14 protein-coding genes and 1 pseudogene are annotated in these 24,238 nt (G+C 67.9%); 5 read left to right on the plus strand and 10 right to left on the minus strand.

Translation table 11 applies throughout. The annotated features are described in order from the left end of the window. Positions 1 to 38: 38 nt before the first annotated feature. Together OZ403_RS32400 and OZ403_RS32405 are read right to left on the minus strand one after the other, a co-directional pair. Complete coding sequence (locus tag OZ403_RS32400) at positions 39 to 1,055, minus strand: alcohol dehydrogenase (protein WP_140795115.1); 1,017 nt, start codon at positions 1,053 to 1,055, stop codon at positions 39 to 41. Positions 1,056 to 1,427: 372 nt separating this feature from the next. Continuing rightward, positions 1,428 to 2,324 carry a LysR family transcriptional regulator gene (locus tag OZ403_RS32405; RefSeq protein ID WP_268782564.1) on the minus strand — a complete coding sequence of 299 codons (897 nt, stop codon included), beginning with the start codon at positions 2,322 to 2,324 and terminating at the stop codon, positions 1,428 to 1,430. A 639-nt stretch (positions 2,325 to 2,963) separates the two neighbouring features. Here OZ403_RS32405 and OZ403_RS32410 point away from each other — a divergent pair. Beyond that, positions 2,964 to 3,845 carry a DMT family transporter gene (locus OZ403_RS32410; RefSeq protein WP_268782565.1) on the plus strand — a complete coding sequence of 294 codons (882 nt, stop codon included), beginning with the start codon at positions 2,964 to 2,966 and terminating at the stop codon, positions 3,843 to 3,845. An 84-nt stretch (positions 3,846 to 3,929) separates the two neighbouring features. Then, positions 3,930 to 4,136: pseudogene (locus OZ403_RS32415) on the plus strand (transposase); the annotation flags it as partial. A gap of 188 nt (positions 4,137 to 4,324) precedes the next feature. Here the strand turns inward: OZ403_RS32415 and OZ403_RS32420 are convergent. From OZ403_RS32420 to OZ403_RS32430, 3 genes are all read right to left on the minus strand, one after another. Beyond that, entirely contained in the window at positions 4,325 to 7,348 is a 3,024-nt protein-coding gene (locus tag OZ403_RS32420; protein WP_268782566.1) for an efflux RND transporter permease subunit, read from the minus strand. After that, positions 7,345 to 8,289 carry an efflux RND transporter periplasmic adaptor subunit gene (locus OZ403_RS32425; protein WP_268782567.1) on the minus strand — a complete coding sequence of 315 codons (945 nt, stop codon included), beginning with the start codon at positions 8,287 to 8,289 and terminating at the stop codon, positions 7,345 to 7,347. The genes OZ403_RS32420 and OZ403_RS32425 overlap by 4 nt, the downstream gene beginning before the upstream one ends. A 118-nt stretch (positions 8,290 to 8,407) precedes the next feature. Then, positions 8,408 to 9,604, minus strand: a complete 1,197-nt coding sequence (locus OZ403_RS32430) for a TolC family protein (RefSeq protein WP_268782568.1) — start codon at positions 9,602 to 9,604, stop codon at positions 8,408 to 8,410. Between the two features lie 204 nt (positions 9,605 to 9,808). Here OZ403_RS32430 and OZ403_RS32435 point away from each other — a divergent pair, with 204 nt between their 5' ends. Together OZ403_RS32435 and OZ403_RS32440 are read left to right on the plus strand one after the other, a co-directional pair. Continuing rightward, positions 9,809 to 10,855 carry a hypothetical protein gene (locus tag OZ403_RS32435; protein ID WP_140795121.1) on the plus strand — a complete coding sequence of 349 codons (1,047 nt, stop codon included), beginning with the start codon at positions 9,809 to 9,811 and terminating at the stop codon, positions 10,853 to 10,855. 182 nt (positions 10,856 to 11,037) lie between these two features. Continuing rightward, positions 11,038 to 12,069: a peptidylprolyl isomerase gene (locus OZ403_RS32440; protein WP_268782569.1), complete on the plus strand. Its 1,032-nt coding sequence runs from the start codon at positions 11,038 to 11,040 to the stop codon at positions 12,067 to 12,069. A 25-nt stretch (positions 12,070 to 12,094) separates the two neighbouring features. Here OZ403_RS32440 and OZ403_RS32445 read toward each other — a convergent pair whose 3' ends face one another. Both OZ403_RS32445 and OZ403_RS32450 read right to left on the minus strand, forming a co-directional pair. After that, entirely contained in the window at positions 12,095 to 12,463 is a 369-nt protein-coding gene (locus OZ403_RS32445) for a hypothetical protein (RefSeq protein WP_237077622.1), read from the minus strand. Positions 12,464 to 12,613: 150 nt separating this feature from the next. Beyond that, on the minus strand, positions 12,614 to 12,955 hold the full coding sequence (locus OZ403_RS32450) for a zinc ribbon domain-containing protein YjdM (RefSeq protein ID WP_140795124.1): 342 nt from the start codon (positions 12,953 to 12,955) through the stop codon (positions 12,614 to 12,616). Between the two features lie 26 nt (positions 12,956 to 12,981). Here OZ403_RS32450 and OZ403_RS32455 point away from each other — a divergent pair, with 26 nt between their 5' ends. Then, a complete protein-coding gene (locus OZ403_RS32455; RefSeq protein ID WP_268782570.1) occupies positions 12,982 to 13,230 on the plus strand; it encodes a hypothetical protein in 249 nt (82 codons plus the stop codon). 124 nt (positions 13,231 to 13,354) lie between these two features. Here the strand turns inward: OZ403_RS32455 and OZ403_RS32465 are convergent, their stop codons facing one another. The 3 genes from OZ403_RS32465 to OZ403_RS32475 form a co-directional block, all read right to left on the minus strand. Continuing rightward, positions 13,355 to 17,902, minus strand: coding sequence for a myxosortase-dependent M36 family metallopeptidase (locus OZ403_RS32465; protein ID WP_328285477.1), 4,548 nt, complete (start codon positions 17,900 to 17,902; stop codon positions 13,355 to 13,357). Between the two features lie 43 nt (positions 17,903 to 17,945). After that, positions 17,946 to 20,549 (minus strand): Ig-like domain-containing protein, encoded by a 2,604-nt coding sequence (locus tag OZ403_RS32470; protein WP_268782571.1) that lies wholly within the window; start codon positions 20,547 to 20,549, stop codon positions 17,946 to 17,948. A gap of 159 nt (positions 20,550 to 20,708) precedes the next feature. Further along, the gene (locus OZ403_RS32475) at positions 20,709 to 24,137 is read right to left on the minus strand and encodes a hypothetical protein (protein WP_268782572.1); all 3,429 of its coding nucleotides are present in this window, start codon (positions 24,135 to 24,137) and stop codon (positions 20,709 to 20,711) included. Positions 24,138 to 24,238 lie beyond the last annotated feature (101 nt).

Below are 24,238 nucleotides of genomic sequence, written 5' to 3' on the forward strand. Positions count from 1 at the left end.
CCCGCGCTGACAGCCAACATGAGGAGCGAGTGCACTGCTCATCGCATCTTGAGCACCACTCGGAAGCGGGCGTGGTTGCTCATCATTCGCTCGAAGGCCTCGCCAGCGCGCTCCAGGGGAAACACCTCATTCTGGGAGCGCACACCCGTGAGCGCGCTGAAGTCCATGGTGTCCTGCGAGTCCTGGGGAATGCCGCTGGGCCAGCCCTGGACGCGCTGGCGCTTCATGATGAGTTGCTGGCTGGTGACGGGAATAGGCTCCGCGCCCGCGCCCAGTAAGAGCAGGACGCCGTCGCGGCCCAGGCCGCCAATCATGTCCGCCACCAGGCTGTTGCTCGACGCGGTCATCATGATGACGCGCGCGCCGCCCAGGGCCTGGAGCGCCTTGCCCACCTCGCCCTTCTCCGTGTCGATGTATTCATGGGCGCCCAGCTCCGTCGCCAGCTTCCGCTTGTCCGCCCCGCGCGAGATGGCCACGGTGCGGTAGCCCAACTTGCGCGCGAACTGGATGGCCAGGTGCCCCAGGCCGCCAATGCCTTGCACCGCCACCAGGGAGCCCGGCTTCGCGCCCATGTTCCGCAGGGAGTTGAACGTCGTCACGCCCGCGCACAAGAGCGGCGCGGCGTCCTCGGACTTCATACCGTCCGGGACTCGGGCCAGGGCCTCCTGGGGCGCGAGCATGTATTCGGCGTAGCCGCCGTCGTAGCTGATGCCGCAGATCTGCTGGAAGTCACAGGTGACGAAGTCGCCCACGCGGCACGCGGGGCACTGGCCGCAGTGGCCCCCGTGCCAGCCCACGCCCACGTGCTGGCCCGCCTTCCACGCCGTCACCCCGGGCCCCACATTATCGATACGGCCCACCACTTCATGGCCGGGCACCCGCGGGTACTGAACGGGCATCCACCCCTCCTTGGTAATCGCATCGCTGTGGCAGACGCCACACGCGTCCACGGCGATGAGCACCTGTCCGGAGCCAGGCTCGAGGACATCCCGCCCCACGACTTCGAGCGGGCCCTTCGCCTGCTTCACCTGCACCGCCTTCATCTTCCTGGCCATCGCGCCCTCCCCCATGGGTGTGAAGAACGCAGGTGAATATGGGCAGGCCCCGAAGTGAAGACGACAGGCCAGATGGAGTTGAGGCGGCGGCCGTGCGGGCGGCCGCCTCCATGCCGGTGTTGCTCCGTGGCGGGTGAGGGTGGCAGGGACCGGCCACGGCGAATGGGCCGTCGCCCCTCAGACGGCAGAGAGTCGAGCGCTCCCGCGACCTCCGTGCCCTGTGCCTACCCAGAATTCGGTCGCTGCGGCATACGTGCGTCAAAGCCCTATTCGGCAGCGCGTCAATGCGAGTGAGCGACATCCTGGCGCGACTATCGCCAGTCGCCTTGTCAATCACAAATCAAGACATGAGAGACGAGACAAACAGAGAACCTATTGCACATCCCGCCGAGCAATCTCCAAGAAGTTATGAACAAGGGCCGAACGGCTGGATTTTGGGTAAACAAGAGCAAGTCGTGCAACCGGCCGTGCGTCGCTGATATCTCGGTAGCTGACGCCCTCCAGGGCAAGTTGACGCATTGACGCCGGGACGATTGAAACCCCCTGGCCAGTTGCGACGAGCGAAAGGACCGATGCGATTTGCGGTGCGGATTGTCCCACGCGCAGCTCGAAGCCAGCCGCAGCGCAAGCCCTCACTGCGGCGTCAAACAAATCTGGGCCGTTCATTCTCGGCGTGAGGATGAATAGCTCCTCACGCAAGCTTGCGAGGGCCACAGGGCCCGAGGCCGCCATGGGCAACGCGGGGTGTCCAGCCGGAAGCGCAACAACCATCGGCTCATCGGGCCATGAAACTACGTTCATCTCAACCGTGTCGATTCCAGAGGGGCGCATAAACGCGAGTTCGAGACTCCCCTCGTGTAGTGAGGCCCCAAGAGACGCGCTTTTATTCTCATTAAGGGTCAGCTCGACCTCGGGATAACGGTGGCGAAATGCCCGAATTGCTCCTGGAACGACAGGATTAATCGCCGCTGAACTCGTGAAGCCAATGCGGAGCACCCCTGTTTCGCCACGTCCAGCACGTTGTGCCTCCCGGATAGCCACGGCCACCTGCACGGGAAGGGAGCGCACTGCCGCATGAAAGGCCCTGCCCGCCTCGGTCAACTCCGCACCATGCGACATTCGGCGAAAAAGCGGGGTACCCACTTCTTCTTCAAGGTCACGAATCTGCTGGCTGAGCGGCGGCTGACCGATCCCCACGCGAGCGGCCGCTCGCGTGAAGTTTCGCTCCTCTGCGACCGCCAAGAAATATCGGATATGCCTTAATTCCATGGTAGATCCAGAACAGATAGCCCTAGACCCTACAATATATTGGACAGATGACCCGTCAAGAGACACGTTCACCCCAGTGACTGCTCTTCTTCATCAGCGAGTAGAGACAAATCTCCGCCCCCTTTCAGCTCAAGACTTCCCCTGCTACTTGGACGCGGGTTCGCGCTCGAAGTCTCGTCTGCCCCGGCAGTACTCACAGTGCCGCCCGCCTTGACCGCAAGGACGTTGGCAACCATGCGCATTGCCAGCACAGCACTTTCGCCCCTCTGCATCCATCCAGACTGACGCCTATCTCCTCTAGAGGGGAGGTAGCCGCCAACCGCCCCTACAGAACGCCCCAGGCTCTAGAAGTCACTGTTCGCGACTCACACCCAAGAACAACGACTGCAGGACCCAGCGTCTGCAGCAGTGACAGTCTGCTTGGCCGAAGAATTCATTCAAGCACTGGGGAGTGCTTCGAGGCTCTAGCCAGAACAGCCCTTGGCAAACTCGCGAGCCACGTCAACTCGAGAGCCGCAGCGGACGGGACCGCGCGGAACACAGCGCCGCCACGTCCACATCAACAACTGGCACCACTCCAGCCCCTATCACATCCAAAACACAGAGCCATCCAAGCATATCAACCACCAAGAAAACACCATGCAGAAACCCCACACCAACCATCACCACGGGCTCCTTCAAATCCACATTGCCGTATTACTCGCGGGCGGCGCGGGCCTCTTTGCCAAACTCCTCACAATCAGTCCCATGGCACTCGTCTCAGGCCGCACAACATTCGGATGCCTGGCGCTCCTGATTGCTGCCATACTGACCCAAACAAACCTCCGCCTACATGGATTCAAGGACCTGGGAGCCCTAGCCCTTTCAGGTGCAATCCTAGCCGCCCACTGGTTTACATTTTTTCTCTCAATCCAAGTATCCACCGTAGCCATCGGCCTACTGGCGTTCTCAACATTCCCTCTATTCACCACCATCCTCGAACCCATCATCTTCAGCGAACGTCTACACCGTCGCGACGTCGTCACGGCAACTACCGTGACAGTGGGCTTGGTGCTCGTGACGCCGAGCTTCGATTTCAGCAACCATCTGACTCAGGGACTGCTGTGGGGAATTCTCTCCGCATTCACCTTTGCCGTACTGTCGCTCCTAAGTCGCTCCTATACCCATAAATACTCCACCATCAGCATCTCTCTCTATCAGCAGGGCTTTGCCGCACTATGCTCGCTGCCCCTCGCCCTGCAGTGGGAAGGTACGCTTACAGGTCGCGACCTGATACTGCTCTCCATCCTGGGAGTGGTGTTTACCGCGCTAGGACAAGGCCTTGTGGTGGCAAGCCTACGACATCTACGAGCAAGGACGACTAGCGTGGTGTTCAGCCTGGAGTCGGTCTACGGAATCTTGCTCGCGTGGCTCATACTCAGAGAAGTGCCTAGCACACGGACGCTACTAGGCGGTGCTCTCATTTGCGGCGCCGTCGTGTGGGCCTCACTCAACCAAGGCAAACCCAATGCGCACGCCTAATTGGTGATTCCGAGTGGTCTGCTCCCCAATTTTCGGACCAGTTGAAGCGTGAGAGAGTCCTCGCGGCCAGGAGGTAGGTCGGTCGTGAGGAAGAGCAGGTTTACCGAGGAGCAGATGGTCCGCATCCTGAGGGAGGCGGAGGCGCCAGGGGCCAGCGTGGTGGAGGTGGCCCGGAAGCACGGCGTCGCCGAGCAGACGCTCTACCGGTGGCGGCAGAAGTTCGGCGGCATGGAGGCAGGCGACGCGACGCGGCTCAAGGAGTTGGAGAAGGAGAACGCGCGGCTGAAGAAATCGTCGCTCCTGCTTCTGCTCGGTGGAGAGATGGCGAGGCTGCCATGCCATGAGAAGTCCTGCTCACGAACTCAACAGCCTCGCCCTTAACGTCACTCCCTGAAGCTCATTAGGAGTTGGACAGACTGTGCCATCAACCAGGCATACGTCGGAGGATGGTCCATGAGAGACTGCTCATCGCGCCTTCATCATCGTGAAGGAGTCGATGAACGACGCACCAGCACATACGCTGCCGGCAGCCCCACCAGCACCAGGACGGTGGAGAGGGACAATCCTCCCAGCACGGTGATGGCCAGCGGGCGTTGCAACTCGCCCCCTTCACCCAACCCGAGTGCGAGTGGAACAAGCCCCAGCAACGTCGCCAGCGTCGTCATGAGAATGGGACGCAGGCGCACGGCGGTGGCGCTCATGATGGCCTCGCGAGTGGGCAGTCCCTCGGCGCGGCCCTCCTCCGCCCGGTCGAGCAGGAGGATGCCGTTCTTCACCACGAGCCCCACGAGCAGGATGCATCCCATCAACGAGGAGATGTTGAGCGGCGTGCCCGTGAGCCGCAGGCACGCGACGCCCGCGGAGAGGGCCATGGGGACCGCGCCCAGGATGAGCAGCGGGAGCACGACGCCACGGAAGTGGAAGGTCAGCACCAGGAAGACGCCCAGCGTCGCCAGCAACAAGACGAGCACCATGGCTCGGAAGGACTCGCGCTGACTCTCGCGCTGGCCCCCCAGCCGCACCTCCACGCCCACGGGCGGCGTCAATGTCGCGAGCCGCGCCTGGACATCCGCGGTGACACCGCCCAGGTCTCGAGATGCCAGGCGCCCTGTCACGGCCACCAATGGACGCAAGTTGTCGGACAACAGCTCCGCCGGCTCACACCGCTGATGCAGTCGCACCACCTGCATCAATGGAACAACCAGCCCTGAAGCGGTCCGCAACCGCAGATGCTGGAGCACCTGGGGGTCCAGGCGGTCGGCGTCGTGCAGCCGCACGCGCACGTCCACCTGCCGCCCCTCGCGTGGGATGGCTCCCACGACTTCCCCCAGCAACGCGGTGCGGACCTGTGTCGCCACGTCCCGCGCCGTGAAGCCCAAGCGGCCCGCTTGGACGAGGTCCACTTCCAGGTGGGCCTCGGGCGTGCATCCCGCGACACCGTCGAACAGGTCCGTGAGGCCGCGGATGCCTTGGAGCCGCTCGGCCACGCGCGGCCCGAAGTCCCGCAGCACCTGGACATCCTGTCCCAGCAGCATCACCTCGACGGGGTCCGGCGCGCCCTCCAGGTCGGAGAGCACGTCCTGCAGCAGCTCGACGAACTCCAGGCGGACACCCGGGAGGGCGGATTCCGCACGAAGGCGCGTCTCTTCGATGATGTCCGGCCCAGGGCGCTTCCGATGGGGAGCCAGCGACACGGTCAAGTCACCGCGTGACGATTCCGTGGCCGCCGGAGGCCCCAGCTCCGCGCCCAGACGCCGGCTGGTGCCCACGACTTCGGGAATCGCGGCCACCACTTCTTCCAGCGTCCGACCCAGCCGGTCTGCCTCCGCGACCGAGGTACCCGTCGGCGTGAAGTAGTCCACGACGAAAGCGCCCTCATCCAGCTCCGGGAGGAAGCCGGTCCCCACGCCCCGGCCCACCATCGCCAGCAGCAGGGTGATGAGCCCCACCCCGGCGACGAGCAGCCCCGGACGCTGGCTCCACTGCTCGCGCAGGCGCTTCGGGACGGAGGGCGCCGGCGCGTGCGAGGCGCCTCGCGCGACGAGCAACCAGCCGCACAGCAGCGGGGTCAACGTGACGGCCAGCAACAGGGAGAACAGCACCGCGGCGCATAGCGTGAACGCGAGCGCGGAGAAGAACTGGCCGGACACGCCGGGCAACAACGACAGCGGCGCGAAGACGACGACCGTGGTGAGCGTGGAGTTGGTGACGGGCCAGGCGATTTCGCGCAGCGCCTCCGCGGTCGCCGTCCACCGCTCCGTCCCCGCCGACACCCGGCGGTACACCGCTTCCACCACGACCACGGCGTCGTCCACCACCAACCCGATGGCGACCGCCAGTCCGCCCAGCGACATGAGGTTCAGCGTCCCCCCCACGAGCCAGAGCGCGCCGATGGTCATCGCCAGGGTGGCGGGGAGCACCACGGCCGTGGCCGCCATGGCCCGCCAGGAGCGCAGGAAGAGCCCGACCACCGTGAGCGTGAGCAGCCCCCCCAGGATGACCTCGTCACGCACGTGGGACACGGACCGGGCGATGAACCCCGCTTGGTCATAGGAGAGCGCGACATCGATGCCCGGGGGCAACCGGGTCCTCACCTCCTCCACCCGCGCGTGAATCTCCCGCGCCAGGGTGACGGCATCCGCGCGCGGACTGCGGCCCACGTTGACGAGCACCGCGGGTTGGCCGTTCGCATAGGTCCGTGTGAGCCGGTCCGCATGCCCCTCCTCGACTCGCGCGACATCTCCCAGGCGCACCGGCGCCTCGGGCGTGCCCCCCACCACGAGCGTCGACAGCAGGTCCGGGGACTCCACCGGTCCCTCCAGCACCACCAACGCCTGCTGGTAACGGACGTCCACCCGGCCCACCGGTTCGAGCATGAGCGCGCTGCCGACGCTGGTCGACAGCGCGGGCAGATCCATCTTCTCCTGCTCCAGTTGCCGCGCGTCGACGGCGATGGTCAGCTCGCGCACGTCGCCCCCGAGCACGTCCACACGTCCCACGCCCGCGAGGCCCGCCAGTCCAGGGCTCAGCGTCCGCAGGGCGAAGTCGCGCAGCCGGGCCGGGTCCGCTGTTCCCGTGACGGCAAGGGTCTGGATGGGGAAGGAGGATGGCGTCAGCCGCTCGGCGGCAAGCGTCACGTCGGGCGGCAGCGAGGCCCGCACCTCCGCGAGCCGGGCGTTGACGAGCCCCAAGGCCCGGTCCATGTCCGTGCGCGAGTCGAACCAGAGGGAGGTCTCAGAAGCCGCGCGGATGGCCCGGGAACGAACCCGCCGCACGCCAAGGACCGTGGACAGTCCCTCCTCCACCGGGCGCGTCACGGAGAGCTGCATCGTCTGCGCGCTGGCTCCGTTCAACGTCGCCGCGACGACGATGCGAGGGAAGGACACCTCCGGGTAGAGCCCGCCAGGGAGCCGGGTTGCGCCGAGCGCGCCCGCGAGCGTCAGGGCCGACAGCAACACCACCACTCCAGGCGCGTTGCGGCGAAGCAGCGCCAGCCACGTCACCGGACGACCTCCACGCCAGCATCATCCGGCAGGGAATAGCCTCCCTCCACGACTACGGATTCCCCCACCGTGAGCGGTCCCGCGATGATGGCCCGTCCTTCGTCCTCGGACGCCACGCGGACGGGCACCGTGTGGACCCGCCCTTCCTCGACCCGGGCGACGCCAACACCGCCATCCCCAAGGGGAAGCAGCGCGGAGGACGGCACACTCAGCGCCGGGCCCAGGTCCTCCAGGACGATGTGGGCTCGCGCGGCCGCGCCCAGGCGCAGGTCCCCGCTCGGGTTGGCGAAACGCAGACGGACCAGCACATTGCCACTCTGCGAGTCGACGGAGGGCGCCACCGCGGCGACCTCACCTTCACGAACTCCGGCAAGCCCGTCGACGAAGAGACGTGCGCGTTGGCCGGGCGCGACCGACGCGGCTTGCGACTGGGTGACGAACACGCGCAACTCCAGCGGGTCCGTCGCCGAAATCTGGACCACGGCGGGCGTCGAGCCATCCACCATCTCGCCCTGTCTCACCCATACCGTCGTCACGACCCCGTCGAAGGGAGCCTGGAGCGACGTGCGCCCCACGCCGCGCCGGGCCAACTCCAAGGCACTCCGGGCGCGCACCTCGGCGGCACGTGCGGCGGCCTCCGCGCTCTGGTCCTGCTCCGCGTCCTGACGGGCCGCGACCCCACGCTCGACCAGGAAAAGGGTACGCGAACGCTTCTCCTGCGCGGCCTCGAGCGCCGAAGTGGCTTCGCGCAGCGCGGCCTCCGCCTGCTGGAGTTCGGCGATGGCGGGCCCCGTGTCCACCTGGGCGAGGACATCCCCCGCCCGCACCCGGTCACCCTCCGACACACGCAGCAACGACAACCGGCCGGGCACCGGGGGCGCAAGCCGGACTTCACGCCCTGGCGGAGCGGACAGTACACCCGTGCCCCAGAGACCACGCACGTCCTGCCCCAAGGCCACGGGAGCAACGCGGACACGCGGCAACGGCGGAGGGCGCTCCTCCGAGGGCGGCCGCCGGCAGCCCGTTCCGAACGCAAGGAGGCAGGCGAGTAGCGCGAATCTAAGGCGCATCGAGCGGAAACCCGACAGCGAGTTCGAGGTCAGCAAAGGCGGACTGGGCGGCGAAGGTGGCCTCGATGGCCTGGGTCCGCATGTCCGTTGCCGCCTGGAGCGCCACATTGAGCGCCACCCGGGGGCTTCGGCCCGCCAGATACGCCTCCAAGGCCATGCGCTCCGTCTTCTCCACGGCGGGCAGAATCTCCTCCGCGTAGCGCGCCATGCCCGCGAGTGCGGCGGCCAACCGCGCGTGGGTGGAAACAAGCTCCGTCCGCCGGGAGCGCTGGTCCTCGTTCTGACGAGCACGCGCGGACTCCAGGGCGGCCGCGGCGCGAGCCGTTTCGCCCCGGCCCAGTCCGGGGAGGGAAAGGTCCAGGTCGAGCGCACCGCGAAGGAAGGCATTCCGCCCTCGCGGGCCATCCGCCTCCACGGAGACTCCCACCGTCGGGACGGGCCAACGTTCACGCCGTGCCGCCCGCAGCGTCGCTTCGGCCGCCGCCACCTCTGCCTGGCGCGCCTCGCCGGCAGGAGACACCGCACCGAGAGCGAGCACCGAGTCCAGTTCCACCAAGGGCGGCGGCCGCGCATCCACGGGCGCCAGCACCACGCTGGGCTCCCTGCCCAACAACAAGGCCAGTGCCGCCGACGCGGCGACCAGGTCTCCCCGCAGGGTCAACAGTTGGACTTCCGCGGCGCCACGCGCGATGCGGGCCTGGATGAGATCCAACTCTGGAGCCGCCCCGCTTTCGAAGAGCAACGCGGCGGCGGACTCCGACTCACGCGCGAGCGAAAGCGCCCGGGCGGACGCCTCCACGAGCTGGTGGGCGCGCAGGAGCGAGAAGTAGTGACGCCGGGTATCCGCCCGGACCGCGGCCTCACTCGCGCGGCGGTCGTCCGTGACGCTTCGCGTCGTCAACTCCGCGGCGAGAATGCGTGCCGCACGCGCCCCTGGAGGCGGAAGCTTCTGCGTCAAGCCCACCGCCCATCGCGGGTCATTGCCGCCGCCCCACAGCGACAGGGTCAACGGAGCGAAGGTCCGCGCAAGGGCCTCGTCCCCCTGGGCAACAGCCTCCTGCGCACGGGCCTGAGCAAGCGCGGGGGCCCGTCCTCGGGCCGCGAGGAACGCTTCGCGCAGCGTGAGCGGCTCCCCCAAAGGGGCGAGGCCACAGACCAGCAGCACGGTAGCGACGGTGGGAGACATTCCTCTCTCTGGCGAGACGAACGCCAGAGAATATGGCACCCTCATTCACCGCCATCCCCCACATGCACGTACTATCCAGCAGCATGTGATGCACTGCCCTGAAGTGTGGGAGGGAGTGTCTGGTCGGTGATGCTGACGCAACTCCGGCGGGGTGTTCGCGATAATCCCCACGAGTTCGTCCATTTCAATTTCGAGAGGCCCACCATGGGTTTCGATATCCGCAAGACCCTCAACTCTGCCCGCGCCAACGTCCAGAAGGTAGCCAAGGACGTCCAGAAGACCGTCGAGGACAACAAGGGGCTCATCAAGGGCGCCACGGCGGTTGCCACCCAGAGCGCGAAGGCCTTCGGGTACGGCAAGGATGCCTTCCAGCAGATCAAGAACATCAAGAACGGCGCCGAAGGACTGCTGACCGGCAACAACCGGGCGTTCGTCAGCAACCCCACCTACGCTGCGGGCGAGTTCAAGGGCCTGACCAAGTTGGGCGCCGGAATGAAGGCCGCCGCGCGCTACGCGGGCATCCCTGGCGCGGTGATGTCGGGCGCCACGGCCGTCAAGGACATCCGCCAGGCCATCCGCACCGGTAGCAAGGACGACATCATCACCGCCACGCGCTCGACGCTCGACGCGACCAAGGCGGGCCTGTCCGCCGCGACGGGCGGCATCGTCGGCGGCAAGGTGATGGGCGGCGTGCTCGGCGGCACCGTCTTCAAGGAGAAGCTGGAGGCCGGCAAGAAGGCCGTCGACGCCTTCAAGAAGACGCTCCCCAACGCCAGCGACGACGTGCTCAAGGCCGTCAAGTCCGCCGCCACCAAGGGCATCTTCGAGAGCGGCACCGCGAAGGGCGTGGGCCAGGCCGTCAAGTCCGCTGCAGCCGAGACGGCGAAGGCAACCAGCACCCTGGCCCAGGGCCTGACTGGCAGCGGCACGCGCCAGGCCGCCAAGGCCGCGCTGAAGACGGCGGGCAAGGAGGCCGGTGAGGCCGCCCTCAAGCAGGGCGCGAAGGCCGCCGCCGGCACCGCCGCCAAGGCGCTGGGCCGGTTCGCCCCGGGCGTCAACGTGGCCATCGCCGCGGTCGACGTGGCCAACGCTGGCGCGACGCTGATGGACAAGAACGCGAGCACGGGCAAGAAGGTGACGTCCGTCATCACCGCGGTGGGCTCGGTCGCCGCGGCCACCAACATCCCGATTGTCAGCCAGGTGGGCGCCGCGGTCTCCACGGTGTCCAGCATCGTGGGCGCCTTCTTCTAGAGCAGCGCCCCACCCTTCGGGGTTTGTCAGAGCGGCTCGGCTGGACTATGCCCTGGTCCATGCCGAGCCGTCGCTTTTCCCCCCATTGGCGCGGGCGCTGGCAAGCCTATCTCCCGGGAGCATTCGTGAGCCGCAAGCAAGGGACGCAAGGACCAGGTCATGGAGTCGAGCGCCTCCTGAAGATGAGCCCGGTGGCGAGCCTCGTCTCCGGCAAGGCCCTTGAGCTCCCCACCGTGCAGGCGCCCTCCCTGGAGGGAATCTCGGTGCGGGTCCCCACCCCGGACGACCTGACCGAGGAGGACCTGCTACGCGCCTTCCACGAGAAGCGCCGCGCCCTGGCGACCTCGCGCGAGCGTCAACCCGGCGAGTCGCTGGAGCTGGGCGACGAGGTGCGGCTCAACATCGTGGGCTACTCCGACGGTAAGCTCATCCCCTTCTCCGCGCGCTTCGGCATGACGACGGAGCTGGCCCCCATCGAAGCCCTGCCTGGATTCAGCGAGGCCGTGGCCGAGGGTGCCAAGGTGGGCCAGTCCCTGCAGATTGCCCTGGAGCTGCCGGACACGTACCCCGTGGAGGCGCTCCAGGGGAAGCCCGCGCGCTTCCTGGTGGACGTCCTCGCCGCCCACGAGGTGACGCTGCCCCCGGAGAGCGCCCCCGCGTTCCTTGAGAAGCTCGGGCTGGGCGGCACGCTGGGCGAGGTGATGACCCACCTGCGCGACGAGTTGGAGGACGCGGCGGCGTCACAGCTCTGGGTCCAGGCGCGGGACATGGTGCTGGACGAGTTGGCCCGGCGTGCTCCGGTGGAGCTGCCTCGCGCGCTGGTGGACGAAGAGCTGCGCCGCCGCTGGGTCCAGGCCGAGGGCCAGGGCATGCTCGAGCACCAGTTCGACGTCGACGAGCAGAGAGAAGCGCTCGAGGGCTGGCTCACGGACCCCACCACGCGCGCGGACGCCGAGCGCCGGCTGCACATCGGTATCGTGCTGAAGGCCGTCACCGAGGAGCACAAGCTTCAGCTCACCCCGGAGAAGCTCGAGCAGTTGGTGCGCGACCAGGTGGAGCCCTTCGGGCTCACCGCTGCGGATGCGCATGCCGCCCTGCGCGAGTCGCCCGAGACGACGAAGCGACTCACCGAGATGGGCTGGTACCTGCTCGCAGTGGAGCACGTCATGAACAAGGCGAAAGTCACCTTCGAGGGCTCCGAACAGGAGGGCTGAGGGCGCCCTCGCGAGGAGCGCGAGCTCAGCCCTCGCTGAACCACAGACCCGCGCCACCCGCGAGGCCCATGCCCAGGAACAGCGCGGCAAGCCCCCACGTCTGGGCGCGCGACCACCGGAGTGACTCACCATACCGGTAGCCGCACACCAGGATGAGCAGGGCGAACCCCAGGCAGATCGACGCGGGCCCCAGCGCGACCAGCACCTTGCGCGGCGTCCCGCTCACGTCGAGGACAGCCAGCAGCAACAGCGGCCAGAAGCCGATGACGAGCAGGCCGAGCACGAGCCCTAGCCCCCAGCGCCCTTCGGGAGAGGACAGCTCCATGAAGTCCAGGAAGCGCGTCCACCAGGAGCGGGGCGGCTCTCGATGACGTCGGGGGGCTGAGGGCTGCACGTGGGGCGGCTCCAGGGACGGGGTGCGGTGCACCTGGCAGCCTCTTCTAGTGCAGCCCAGGGCGGTTCGCGGCTACTTTCCTTCCGTCCAGTCGGACACCATCCCTGCCCCTTCCAGGGTGTCCACTGAAGCGGAGAGCAGCCTGGCTCCTCAAGCCTTCTTCACGAACTCCGACTTGAGCCCCATCGCACCGATGCCGTCGATCTTGCAGTCGATGTCGTGGTCACCGTCGACGAGGCGGATGCTCCGGACCTTGGTGCCGACCTTGACCACCGTCGACGAGCCTTTGACCTTCAAGTCCTTGATGACGGTGACGCTGTCGCCGTCCTGGAGCAGGTTGCCGTAGGCGTCGCGCACCTCGCGCTTCTCTTCCCCCGACTCTGCGGCAGCGGCTGTCGACCACTCATGCGCGCACTCCGGGCAGACGTAGAGGCTGCCGTCTTCGTACGTGTAGGCGGAGTTGCACTTCGGGCAGGAGGGCAGGGCGCTCATATCGATTCCAGAGAAGGGAAGCGCGGATGCATATACACGAGCGCGAGCCGAAGGGCTCCCGTTCCATCAACAGCCCTCCTGATGGAACGGAAGACCTGCGTTGGCACACGGAAAACAGCCGGGCGATGCAGCCCATCGCCAGTGGGCTTGCCCCGATTTCGTGGGACAGACTCAGACTCGTTACATTTTCCGTGGTGTTGAGTCCCAAGCACGGGCACATCTTCTCCACCCTCGACCGCATCCAGCTCGCGGAGCCCGGGGTGGTGGGCATGTGACTGGCCGCCGCGCGGGTGCCTGGGAATTTCCACGGCACGAGTGAGTCGCCGCGCATCCCGAGCGGGGCGATGGCGCATGTGCCACCGCCCCGCTTCACTGCCTCAAGGCAACGTCAGGACGGCGTCAGTCCTCGCGCCGCCTCCACGCGAGGAGCGAGAGCAACGCCATCGCCAGCGGGAGCGCGGCAGTCGTCCCGGTGGACGAGCAACCGCTGGACTCCTTCGGCGCCGGGGGCGCCGGGCTCACCGTCACCGTGACCCGGTCCTCGGCGGACAGGCCACTCTCCGAGGAGACCTTCACCACGAAGACGAACTCCGTGGCGGCCGAGACCTCGGGCGCGGTGAACTGGACACGCGCCTGCGTCGCATTCTGGAGCGTCACGGCGGGGCCCTCGCTCTGGCTCCACGCGTAGGTCAGCGTCCCCTGCTCAGGGTCCGTGGCCGTGGCCGTCAGCGTGACGGACTTCGCCGAGAAGGTGGACACATCATCCCCCGCGCTCACGGTGGGCGCGAGCGGCACGTGGTGCACCGTCACACTCACCTTCGCGGCCTCGCCACTCAGCTGCCCGTCACTCACCACGAGCTGGAAGACGAGCTCCGCGCTCCCCTTGGCGACCGCGGGCGCGGTGAAGCTCGGGGTCAGCGTATCAGCGCCCGTCAGCGTGACAGGCAGACCGGAGACCTGCGTCCACTGCTGGCTGACCACCGCGTCGCCGTCCGGGTCCTCCGCGCTTCCCTGGAGCGTCACCGTGCTCCCTTCGTCCACCGTCTGCGCGGTGCCCGCGGACGCCACCGGCGCCTTGTTCAACTGGCGCACGAGCACCTGGATCGTGTCCCTGTCCCGCAGACCGCCGTCCAGCACCGTCAGGCGGAAGGTCAGCATGGTATCGGCCAGCACCTCCGGCGCGGTGAAGCTGGGTGTGGCCGTGTCCGCGCCACTCATCGCGGCGAAGGGACCCGCCACCTGCTCCCAGCGGTACGTGAGCGCACCACCCGCCAGGCTGCTGCCGCTGCCCTGCAGCTGCACCACGGACAGCTCATCGACCGCCAGGTCTTCGCCCGCCTGCGCATCCACCTGGCCCGTCGTGCAGACCCCCTGCTCGTCCACCAGCGCCGTGAAGGGCGTGTTCGCCAACCCCGTGAAGGCGATGTCATCGATGAACCAGCCAGAGCCCCCGGCCGCCTCATCCGTGCCAATGCGGAAGCGGATGCGAACCACCTTCTCCGCGAAGGCGGTGCCCAGGTTCACGCTCGACGTCACCATCTGCCTCTGCGTGAACGCGAAGCTCGCACCGCCAAAGGCTCGGCGCCCGGTGAGCGGATTGACGTTCCCTTCGTAGTTCGTGAGCGTGACGTTGTACCCGTTGGAGGTGATGCGGTTTCCGATATCGGTCCACGTCTGGCCGTCATCCTCCGACAGCTCGAGGACACCGCCGTCGAAGTACTCTCCGCTTGACGCCTCGAAGGCGTAGCGGTGGCGGAAGGTGAACGACAAGCCCGCCTTGCCCACATGGAGCGGCGGCGAGACGAGCGCGAAGTCCGCGGCGCGCCCCACATCCTCTCCATGGAAGAAGCGCGCAGTCCCGGCATCCTCGTTCACGGTGAAGGAGACGCCGCCCACCGCGGACGTCATCGTCCAGGGCAGCAGCCGCGCATCCACACTCTCGGTCGTCGAGGCCCCAGGGAGCTCGTCCTGCTCCACCTTGGCGCTCAGCGTCGCCTTCTTGTCACCGGCAGCCACCCCGTTGGCGTCGCGGTAGGCGATGTTGAAGTGGACCGCCGAGCGAGGCGCCGCGCCCCAGAGCCGCACCGGCACCTCCACCGTGGCCGTCTCGTACAGCCCCACGGTGGGGAAGCTCGCCGCCCCACCATTGGCCAGCTGCACGGCCTCGCTGTCCGACGAGACTGAGATGCTCGTCGCCTGGAGCGGGGCGGTGCCCGTGGCGCGCAGCGTGACGCGCAGCACGCCGCTCTCGCCGTTGTCCAGATACCCGTCCGCGTCGCAGGTGTTCTCGCTGCCGTCCTCGGTGAGCTCCGCCGAGACGAACACCACATCCGCGCCCGTGCGGAAGCTCTCCACCACGCCCGCATGGTTCGTGGAGGCCCGGTCCGGCGCCACCGCGCCGATTCCCGCGCCACGCCGAGCGAACGCCTCCGCGAAGATTTGGTAGTCCGCCGGGTCTCCCGCATAGGCCGCCGCGAGCAGCGCGTCGCGAGCCTCCAGGAACGTCGGCGAGGCCGGGGTCAGCGTGTACGCGGTGACGAGGTAGCTCTTCATCCGCCGCTGGGCTTCGTTGAACGAGAGCCGCGAGGAGTCACGCAGCAGCCCGACGTAGCACTCCCACAGCATGGTCGCCCAGACTTCGCCGGAATTGTGGTACTGGGCGTTGCTGCTCCCATCCGCTCCGAAGGCATAGGGCGCGCCGCTGGGAAGACGGACTCCGTTGGAGATGTGCTTGAAGGTCAGCGGGTTCTTGCGGAAGTCCACCGAGTAGGGCACGCGGCGAATCCCGAAGTAGGCGGCGTCCGCGCTCATGTGCCGCGTCGCGAAGTCGCCCACCGGGAAGACGCCCGTCCAGTTCGGATTCGAGGCGACCTGCGCATCCTCCTCGCGCACCGTGAGCAGCAGGGCGTGGAAGTCCGCCCACCCCTCTCCCATGCTGCGCGCCTGGTTGGTGCCCAGGCCCGCTCCGTCATGGACGAGCCGGTTGCTGATGTAGTGCCCCCACTCGTGCGCCACGATGCTCGTGTCGATGGTGCCGTCCAGGTCACCCTCGGGGCGCTGAATCATCGAGAGCTGCACCCCCTCCGTGAGCTTCCCTCGGATGCGGTCCGCGTCCCCCTTCGGAATCAGCACCGCGCCAATGCGCGACGGCGAGAGCCCGCTGTCGATGGCCATCCCCTCGGGCATGTCCATGCCATCGATATTGGCGATGACGACCCCGATGGCCCCAGCGGCCTGGGCCGTGAGTGCCTTCCGATGGAAGCCGCAGGTGCCTCGGTCGAAGAGGGCGATGTTCCCCTCCACCTCCGCGGCGTTGGTGAGCGCCGTGCAGCCATCCGTCGTGGAAGGCCCGTCGGCGTTCTCCGCATCAAACCCTTCGACCACGCGGCCGGACACCGAGAACACGCGGGGGGCGAACTGCGCGGAGACGAACGTATACGGTCCCGCGATGCTCGCGGGCGCCGTCACTTCGACGGAGTTCTGTGCGGTGCCTCCGGGAAAGATGAACATCTGCATCCGCGGGCGGGCACCGTCGGCCGGGGTGGACATGTTGGCGTTGTTCACGCCACCGAAGTCCTGCGCCTCCGCCTTGATGCTGTCACCCCCAAGCCCTCCACGCCCGTAGTTGTCATGCTGGGCGTTGCCCGCCGCTTCGTTGAAGCCCGCGTCGTAGTACGCGTCGTGCAGCCAGTTGTTCACATAGAACAGCTGCGTGACGGAGGACTGGATCTGCTGGGGTGTCTCGTACGGCAGCAAGTTGAAGCTGTGCGGATAGTCGAACGTCGCGGGCCCCGTGATGGCCGCGCGCATGTCCCCCGCGCCGAACCCGTCCGGCGAGGCCAGGTCCGCGTACGCGTCCACGTTGTTGCCCACCGACTCCGTGGCGTCCACGGGCAGCCACGGGTCATTGCGGCTGAAGGGCGCGTTGTCGAGCGTCACCAGGTTGCGCTCGACGAAGAGCGGCACGTCGCCATCCGGCGTCCCCGTCGGGTGCGGGATGTGCGAGTTGCCCGACGGTCCGGCGAACGGAGTGAACGGAGACGTGGCATCCGCCCAGACGCGGTAGCTGTGCGCCGCGTCCGCCGTGAGGTTCTTGCGGAACAGCACCCGGCCGTCCTCCGCGGCGATGACGTACGAGTAGTAGTCCGAGGCAGAGGAGCCCGCGGCGCCCGTGTTCAGCTCCACGTAGTAGGCGGGGAGCAGTCCCTCGGGAAGCTGGAAGAGCACCGGCTTGCTTCGAGCGGGGATGCGCAACCCGACCGGGAGCGGCCGGGCATAGGGGACCAGCTCATGATGCGAGTAGCGGCCCGAGGCCCCGCCCGTGAGCCGCAACAGGCCGGCATCGAGCGACTGCCCCGTCAGGTCCGCGAACGCCGCGGCCACGGCCTGGGGAGCCCCCATCCGGAAGGAGCGCGCGGGGCTCTTGTTGCCCTGCCCCACGTCCGGCGAGAGGTGACCTGAGGCGGCCACCAGCACGTTCTCCTTGTCGAGGAGCAGGTTGACGGTGCCACGGAACACCTCGACCCCCCCCACCTCCTGCCGCAGCGTCACCACCGATGAGCCCAGCGGGCTCCGGCGAACGCTGGCGACCGAAGTCCCCACCTGCGAGAGCGACCGGCCGCCATGGAACGGAGCCAGCGCATCGAGCTGGAGCCGGGCTGCGGTCACCGGAGACATCCGCGCGTAGTCGCTGGCCGCGCGAAGCGACGGGGGAAACGCCGTACCTTGCGCGGGCCGCGAGGCCCAGACGAAGGTCGGCACGCCGAGCCGGTGCTCGCGGTGCAGCACCTGTCCGCCCAGACTCTCACTGTCCTCCAGGAGCGAGCGGGTTCCGGGAGCGGGCGAGCGCTCCAGCAGTGCATCGTAGTTGGGAAGGGAGTCGGCACCAGCCTGCGTGCCCGCGAACGCCAGCGCGACACCGGCGAGGTTCTTGAGGATCGATTTCACGAGATGGACCTCGAAAGAGGGATGGGTGTGCTCGGCACGCGCGCTAGCGAGCCCAGAAGATGCGCCGCACGAAGTAGGCCGGAGGGTTCCCCATGGAGACGGCTTCCGAGCCGTCGGGGTTGGACACCATGATGGTGTTGATCCCCGTCACCGGGTCCCGCTCGGTGTAGGCGACCTTCGTGCCATCGGGAGAGAGTGTGAAGAGGGACTGGAGGAGCTCGCTGCTGCTGCCGAGCATGACGGGCCGCACGATTTCGCGGCCCGTGCCGTCAGGCCGGATGCGCTCCAGCCACGTGTCCGACTTCACGTCCGCGCTCCAGTAGTGGTACAGCAGGTCGCCGTTGGGCAGTTCCATCGGGAACCGCACGATGGAGGCCCTCTCCTGCCCCGGGACGGAGAAGTTGATGATGGAGCGCGCGCTCCCATCCTCCAGCGAGAAGGCCCAGAGCTGGACGCCCGCCATCGCGTACTGCACCGTGTAGAGCGTCTTGCTGTCGCGCGAGAAGGAGGAGAAGACCAGCGGCGAGATGGGGGAGGGCTGCGGCATGTCGTTGATGCCGCTGATGAGGACGCGCCGCTCGTCCGTCCCGTCAGCGCGGATGATGTAGGTGAACTCGACGCCATCACGTCCCGGGTACGGGTCGCGCATGCACGACCTCATGAATGAAATCCACTGCCCATCCGGCGAGAACTCCGGCATGCGCTCTCCGCACAGCAACGAGCTCGCCTGGGTGAGGCGCCGCACCCGGCCGCCATCCGCGTCCGCGATGTAGAGGAGCCCCTGGAAGTAGATGCCCCCGAACTTGTCTCGCCCGTCCACCCAGACCACCGACTTGCGGTCCGGCGAACGAATCACTTCCGAGTGGACGTCTCGCGGAGAGAAGAACGGCGTGGGCGCATGGGTGATTTGACGGAACTGGGAGCCATCCGGGCGCACGGCGAACGCCTGCGGGAAGGCCTCCTCCTCCGTCTGGGCCTCCGCCGAGGGAGAAGCGGTGAAGAACAGCAGCTCGGAGGCATCCGTCGCGCGCATCGTCCCCACGGTGGCGCTCAGCTCCGTGGCGTCGCCGATTCGAGCCAGCCCGCCCGCGGCGCCGACCTCGAACAGCTCGACGTTGAACCTGTAGTCGCCCTTGATGGCGAACCGCGTGCGGAAGGAGTACGTGTGACCCTCGGTGCCCTGAAGCCCGGTCGAGACCACCTCGAAGCCCGCCTCCTGCCCCACGTAGGCCGCGCCGCTCGGGTCGGTCTCCGAGCCGCCCGTCCACGTCTCCGGCCGGTCGGCCACCTCACCCGCGGCGCCCGAGAAGTAGCGCACCGGCTGGCCCACCACGGGGCTGTCGGTGGGAGGCAGGTGGAGATCGGCCGGAGGGTTGTGACGAATCACCGACACGCGCCACCGCAGCCGCGCGGAGGGCGGCAGGGCCTTGGTGAGCCGCGCCGTGAAGGAGACCACTCCATCCTCCATCGTCTGGAACGTCGGGACGACGCTGGTGATGCTCAGCTTCGACACGCTCACCTGGCCGGTACCGCGAAGTCCGTTGAAGGTCGCGGTGATGGTGGCGGAGCCCTGCCCCACCGGCGTCACCTGCCCACGCGTGGACGCAGTCATCGAGACCACGGCCACTTCCGTCGTATTGCTCGTCCAGGCGGCGCTCGCGGTGACATCCTGGGTACGGCCGTTGGACAGCGTGGCCTCGGCGTGGAGCTGGCTCGGGTGGCCTTCAATCAGCATGCTCGCCGCCGGCGTGACGGCGAGCGCGGCGGCCTCGGAGACCGTCACCTCGGTGCCGCCGCTCATGCCCGCGAAGGTCGCGGTGATTCGGGCACCGCCCAGCGCGACGCCGCTCGCGACGCGCTTGTTCAGCGACACGACGTTCACGTCACTGGAGCTCCAGGTGGCCTCGTTGGAGACGTCCACCGTCGTGCCATCCGAGCGCGTCGCCATGGCGGTCAGCATCAGCGTGCTGCCACGGGCCATCGAGGCGTCACCCGGAGTCACCGCCACCGACGTCACGACGGCCGCGGTGACGGTCGCCTTGACGGTGGCCTCCAGCGTGCCGAACCGGGCCTTGAGGGTGGCCTCTCCGGGCGAACCGGCGCGAACCTGGCCGCTCGCGTTGACCTCGGCAATCGCCTCGTTGGAGGAGGACCAGATGATGTCGCTGGTGAGCCCGTGCGACGTGCCATCCGAGAAGGAGGCCGTGGCGGCAAGCTGCCCCGAGAGGCCCGCGGCGAGCGACAGCTCCTTCGGTTCGATGGACAGCGAGACAGCCGTGGCGTCCGTCACGTCGAGCCGCGCCTGCGCGGAGACGTCGGAGTAGGTCGCGCGCAGCGTCGTCTGCCCCTTGGCCAGCGCGCGCACCTGGGGCGCGGCGCCCGCCTCGGAGGACACCGCGCCGATGGCGGCATCCGTCGAGGACCACGAAGCCTCCCGCGTGACGTCCCGCGTGCTGCCATCGGAGAAGGTGGCGGTCGCGGTGACGTCCGCGCCGATGCCCACGGCGAGCGAGAAGCTCTCGGGCGTAATCCGCAGGGACTTCACGGTGGGGGAGGACTTCTCGCTGCCGCAGCCGACAAGGACTGCCGCCGCGACCAGCCCCAGCAACACGGGGTGAAGCAGACGACAACGGGAACGCACTGACATGGATGGACCTCTCTGCAGCAAACCGCCGCGCGTGCGACGAACAGCAACCATGGAGTTGGAAACGAAACGGTACGGATTCGGGCGGCGCGCACCATCGGGGGCGCCCCTGGAAGTCCCTCAGGAATCCCCTAGGGGCGCTGATGCCGCGCGCTTCACGACTCAGGGCAGCGGGCTGGCGCTCACGCCCCGGAAGCTGGTGTTGGCCGGCGCCGTGGCCACGACATGCACGGACGGCGTGAACGAGCTTCCATCATCCAGGAAGGACACCAGGAGGTTGCCCGCGCCACCACCACTCGGCTGGTACGTGGTGACATAGACGCGAACTCCTCGGGGAGTCCGCACCGCCGAGACGCCATGGGTGGCGATAGGCACGATGGTGGTCCCCGCGACGGCGAAGGTGGGCACGAAGCTGGACACCCGGCTCCAGCTCACCCCGTCGAAGGTCCACTTCTCCAGGCGCAACATGTCCGGAGTCTCGCCCTGGCCCACACCCCGGCCGAGGTTGATGGACACGTAAGCGGTGTCCACACCGGCCACCTCGGGACGTTCATCGAGCAGCGCGAAGCCGGACGAGTTGAACACCGTCGAGAGCGAGGGGAGTTGGTTCGGCGCGACCGCCGCGGTGGGCTGCTCGGTGGGGAACGTCAGGATGCCCTGGTTGTAGCCCTGGGGATTCGGGTTCGGAGCGGTTCCGAGCGAGAAGTAGACGCGGCCGTCGAACAGGCTCACGAAGCGGGTGTCCATCACGCCCGTGGAGATGGCTGTCGACACCGTGGTGTTCTCGGCAGGCAGCGCATGGCGGATGCCGCCGCCTCGACCCGACAGCCAGTAGCCGGTGCCGTCCACCGTCGAGGCCGCGCGCACCTGGTCTCGGTCATAGGCATCGCTCAGACGCACAGGGAGGGTGAAGGTCCCCGCGAGGTCCAGTTGCCCGATGACCCGAGGTGTCTCCGATGCGGTCGTGGCCGAGACGTTCGCCAGGCCCACGTCCGCATCGAAGCCCGTGAAGGTGAGCAGGCGACCATTGCCCGAGCGCGAGAGGTGCCCCTGGTGGACATCACCGCCGGACACCGTGAGTCGGGCCGCCCCCGCCGCGTTCGATGAGGGAATGGCGAAGGTGCGCACGGGCGCCCCCCCCATGGGGCGGTACTCATCGATGAAGACCTCCGTGGCATTCGAGTTGAGGGCCGTGGCGCCCGCGCCCACCCGGAACACCATCGCGTTCGCCTCACAGGCCACCATGACGGTGACGTGGGCCTCGCCCATGGCGCCCGTTCCACCCGAGACCTCGCAGGTCTGTCCCATCGGGTGACGGCTCACCTCGACCGCATACGCCTCGCCAGGACGCAGCGGCAGCGGGAACGAAGACTCCCCGTCGGTGGCGACCGTGAGGGCGTCCACGCCGGACTTCAGCCCCAGCGTGCCGGTCAGCCCCGAAACACTGACGCGCAGCCGGTAGACGTTCTCACACGTGACGACGATGTTCGTGACGGGCGCACCGCTCACGGTCCCCCCGCCGGAGCTCACGGCGCAGCGTTGGTTCTCCGGCTGAGTCTTCACCGTCACCGAGTAGCTGCCCTGCTCCGCGACCTGCTGGGCGAAGGTGAAGGCGCCATTGGCCGAAACCGGGAGCACCTCGTCGCCGTTGTTCTGGAGCTCGAGCATGGCGCCCTCGGCCAGGCCGCTCACGCTGCCACCCACGGGATACGACGCCGTGCCGCAGAGCACCTCGATGCGGGTGACGTCTCCCTCGCCCATCGTGCCCGTACCGTTCGACACGGTGCACACCAGCGGCGCGGTCGCCTGGGCCGTGACGGAATAGGCCGCGCCGAAGGCCACCGGCGTCGGGAAGGCGAAGGCTCCATCAGCGGAGACCGTGAGGTCATCCCCTCCGTTGTTCCTCAGCACCGCCGACTGCCCATCCCCCAGCCCCGCCACGGTGCCGCGCACGAGATAGGAGTTCGGCGAGCAGACGACCGATACGCTCTTGACGGTCGCGCCCCCCAGCGTGCCCGTGCCCTGCCGCACCTCACAGGACTGTCCCTCCGGCTGGGTCTTCACCGAGACGGAGTAGGCGCTCAGGTCCGCCGCCGGCTGGAGGAAGGCGAAGGGCCCATTCGCGGAAACGGTGAGACGCTCCTGCTCGTTGTTCCACAGCTCCAGCGCGGTTCCCTCGACGAGCCCCGCCACCTCACCTCCGACGGTGAAGGACCGCGTGGTGCAGGAGACCACCACGTCCGCGTTGCCCCCTACCCCGATTCGGCCCGTGCCATTCGGCACGCTGCAGATCAGCGGGTAGCGAGCCTCGGCGGTGACGACATACGTGCTCCAGTAGGACACCGGCTTCGGGAAAGTGAAGGAGCCATTTGACGCAACGGTGAGCGCATCCCCTCCGTTGTTCTTCAGCACCACCGACTGTCCCCCTGAGAGCCCCGCCACGCTTCCGCCCAGCGGATACTCCGACGCCCAGCAGGTCACGACCACGCTGTTCACATTCGCCCCGCTCACGGTGCCCGTCCCGTTGCGCACGTCGCAGGCCTGGCCCATGGGCGGCGAGCTCACCGTCACCGAGTAGCCGCTCAGGTCATCCACCGGCCCGACGAAGACGAAGGAGCCGTCCACGTTGACGCGGATCGATTCCGAGCCGTTCGTGAGCTCCACCGAGCTTGTGGGAAGGAGGCCCGTCACGGTGCCACCCAGCGAGAACCGTGTCGTCTTGCAGCTGACGCTCACGTTCGTCACCGGTTGGTTGCCCATGGTTCCGGTCCCCCGGCTCACGGTGCAGGCCACCGGATACACCGCCTCGACGGTGACGTCGTAGCTCGCGCCGAAGGCCACCGGCGTCGCGAAGACGAACTGCCCGCTGGCGGTGATGGTGATGGCATCGCCCCCGTTGTTCTTCAGCACCACCGACTGCCCCTGCGTCAGGCCAAACAGCGAGCCGCGCACGCCGAAGGTGTACGCCGCGCACGTGATGGCCACATCGGTGACGGCCGAGCCGTTCACCGTGCCGGCGCCGCGCTCCACGGTGCAGGCATGGCCCGCCGGAGACGACTGCACCGTCACCGAGTAGCCGGCGAGGTCGACGACCTCCGCGGGAAACCGGAACGGCCCATTCGCGGAGACGGTGAGCACGGGCCCGTCGTTGTTCCGCAGCTCGAGCGAGGCACCCGCGGAAAGGCCAGAGACGACACCGCCCACCGGATAGGTGTTAGCGCCGCAGGTGACGGCGACGCTGGTGACGTCCGCGTTGTCCATCGTGCCGCTGCCGCTCTCCACGGTGCAGGAGGCGCCCTCAGGCGGCGACTGGACGGCGACGGCGTAGGCCGCACCTCGCGCGACCTTCTGGCTGAAGGCAAAGGAACCATTGGTGGTGACGCTTAGGGACTCTTCGCCGTTGCGCAGCACCACCTGGGCGCCGTCACGCAGGCCCGACATCGTGCCGCCCACGGAGTAGGACGGGACTCCGCCGCCTCCGGCATCGGGCTCACCGGGGGGCTTCGGGTCCGAGCCGCAGGCGGTGAGCACGACGCTCAGCAGGCCCACCAGCGCGGCGCTGGAGAAGGAGGGGCGTGAAATCAGTCTCATGGGCGGGGGGTCTCCATGACGGTTTGGGACGCACTACGACCCTACGGCCTCGTCGGAGAGCCCCACCATCGGGGAGCCCCCTAGCCTCCCCTCAGGAATCC

This window comes from Myxococcus sp. NMCA1 (assembly GCF_026810205.1).
Lineage (GTDB): Bacteria > Myxococcota > Myxococcia > Myxococcales > Myxococcaceae > Myxococcus > Myxococcus xanthus_A.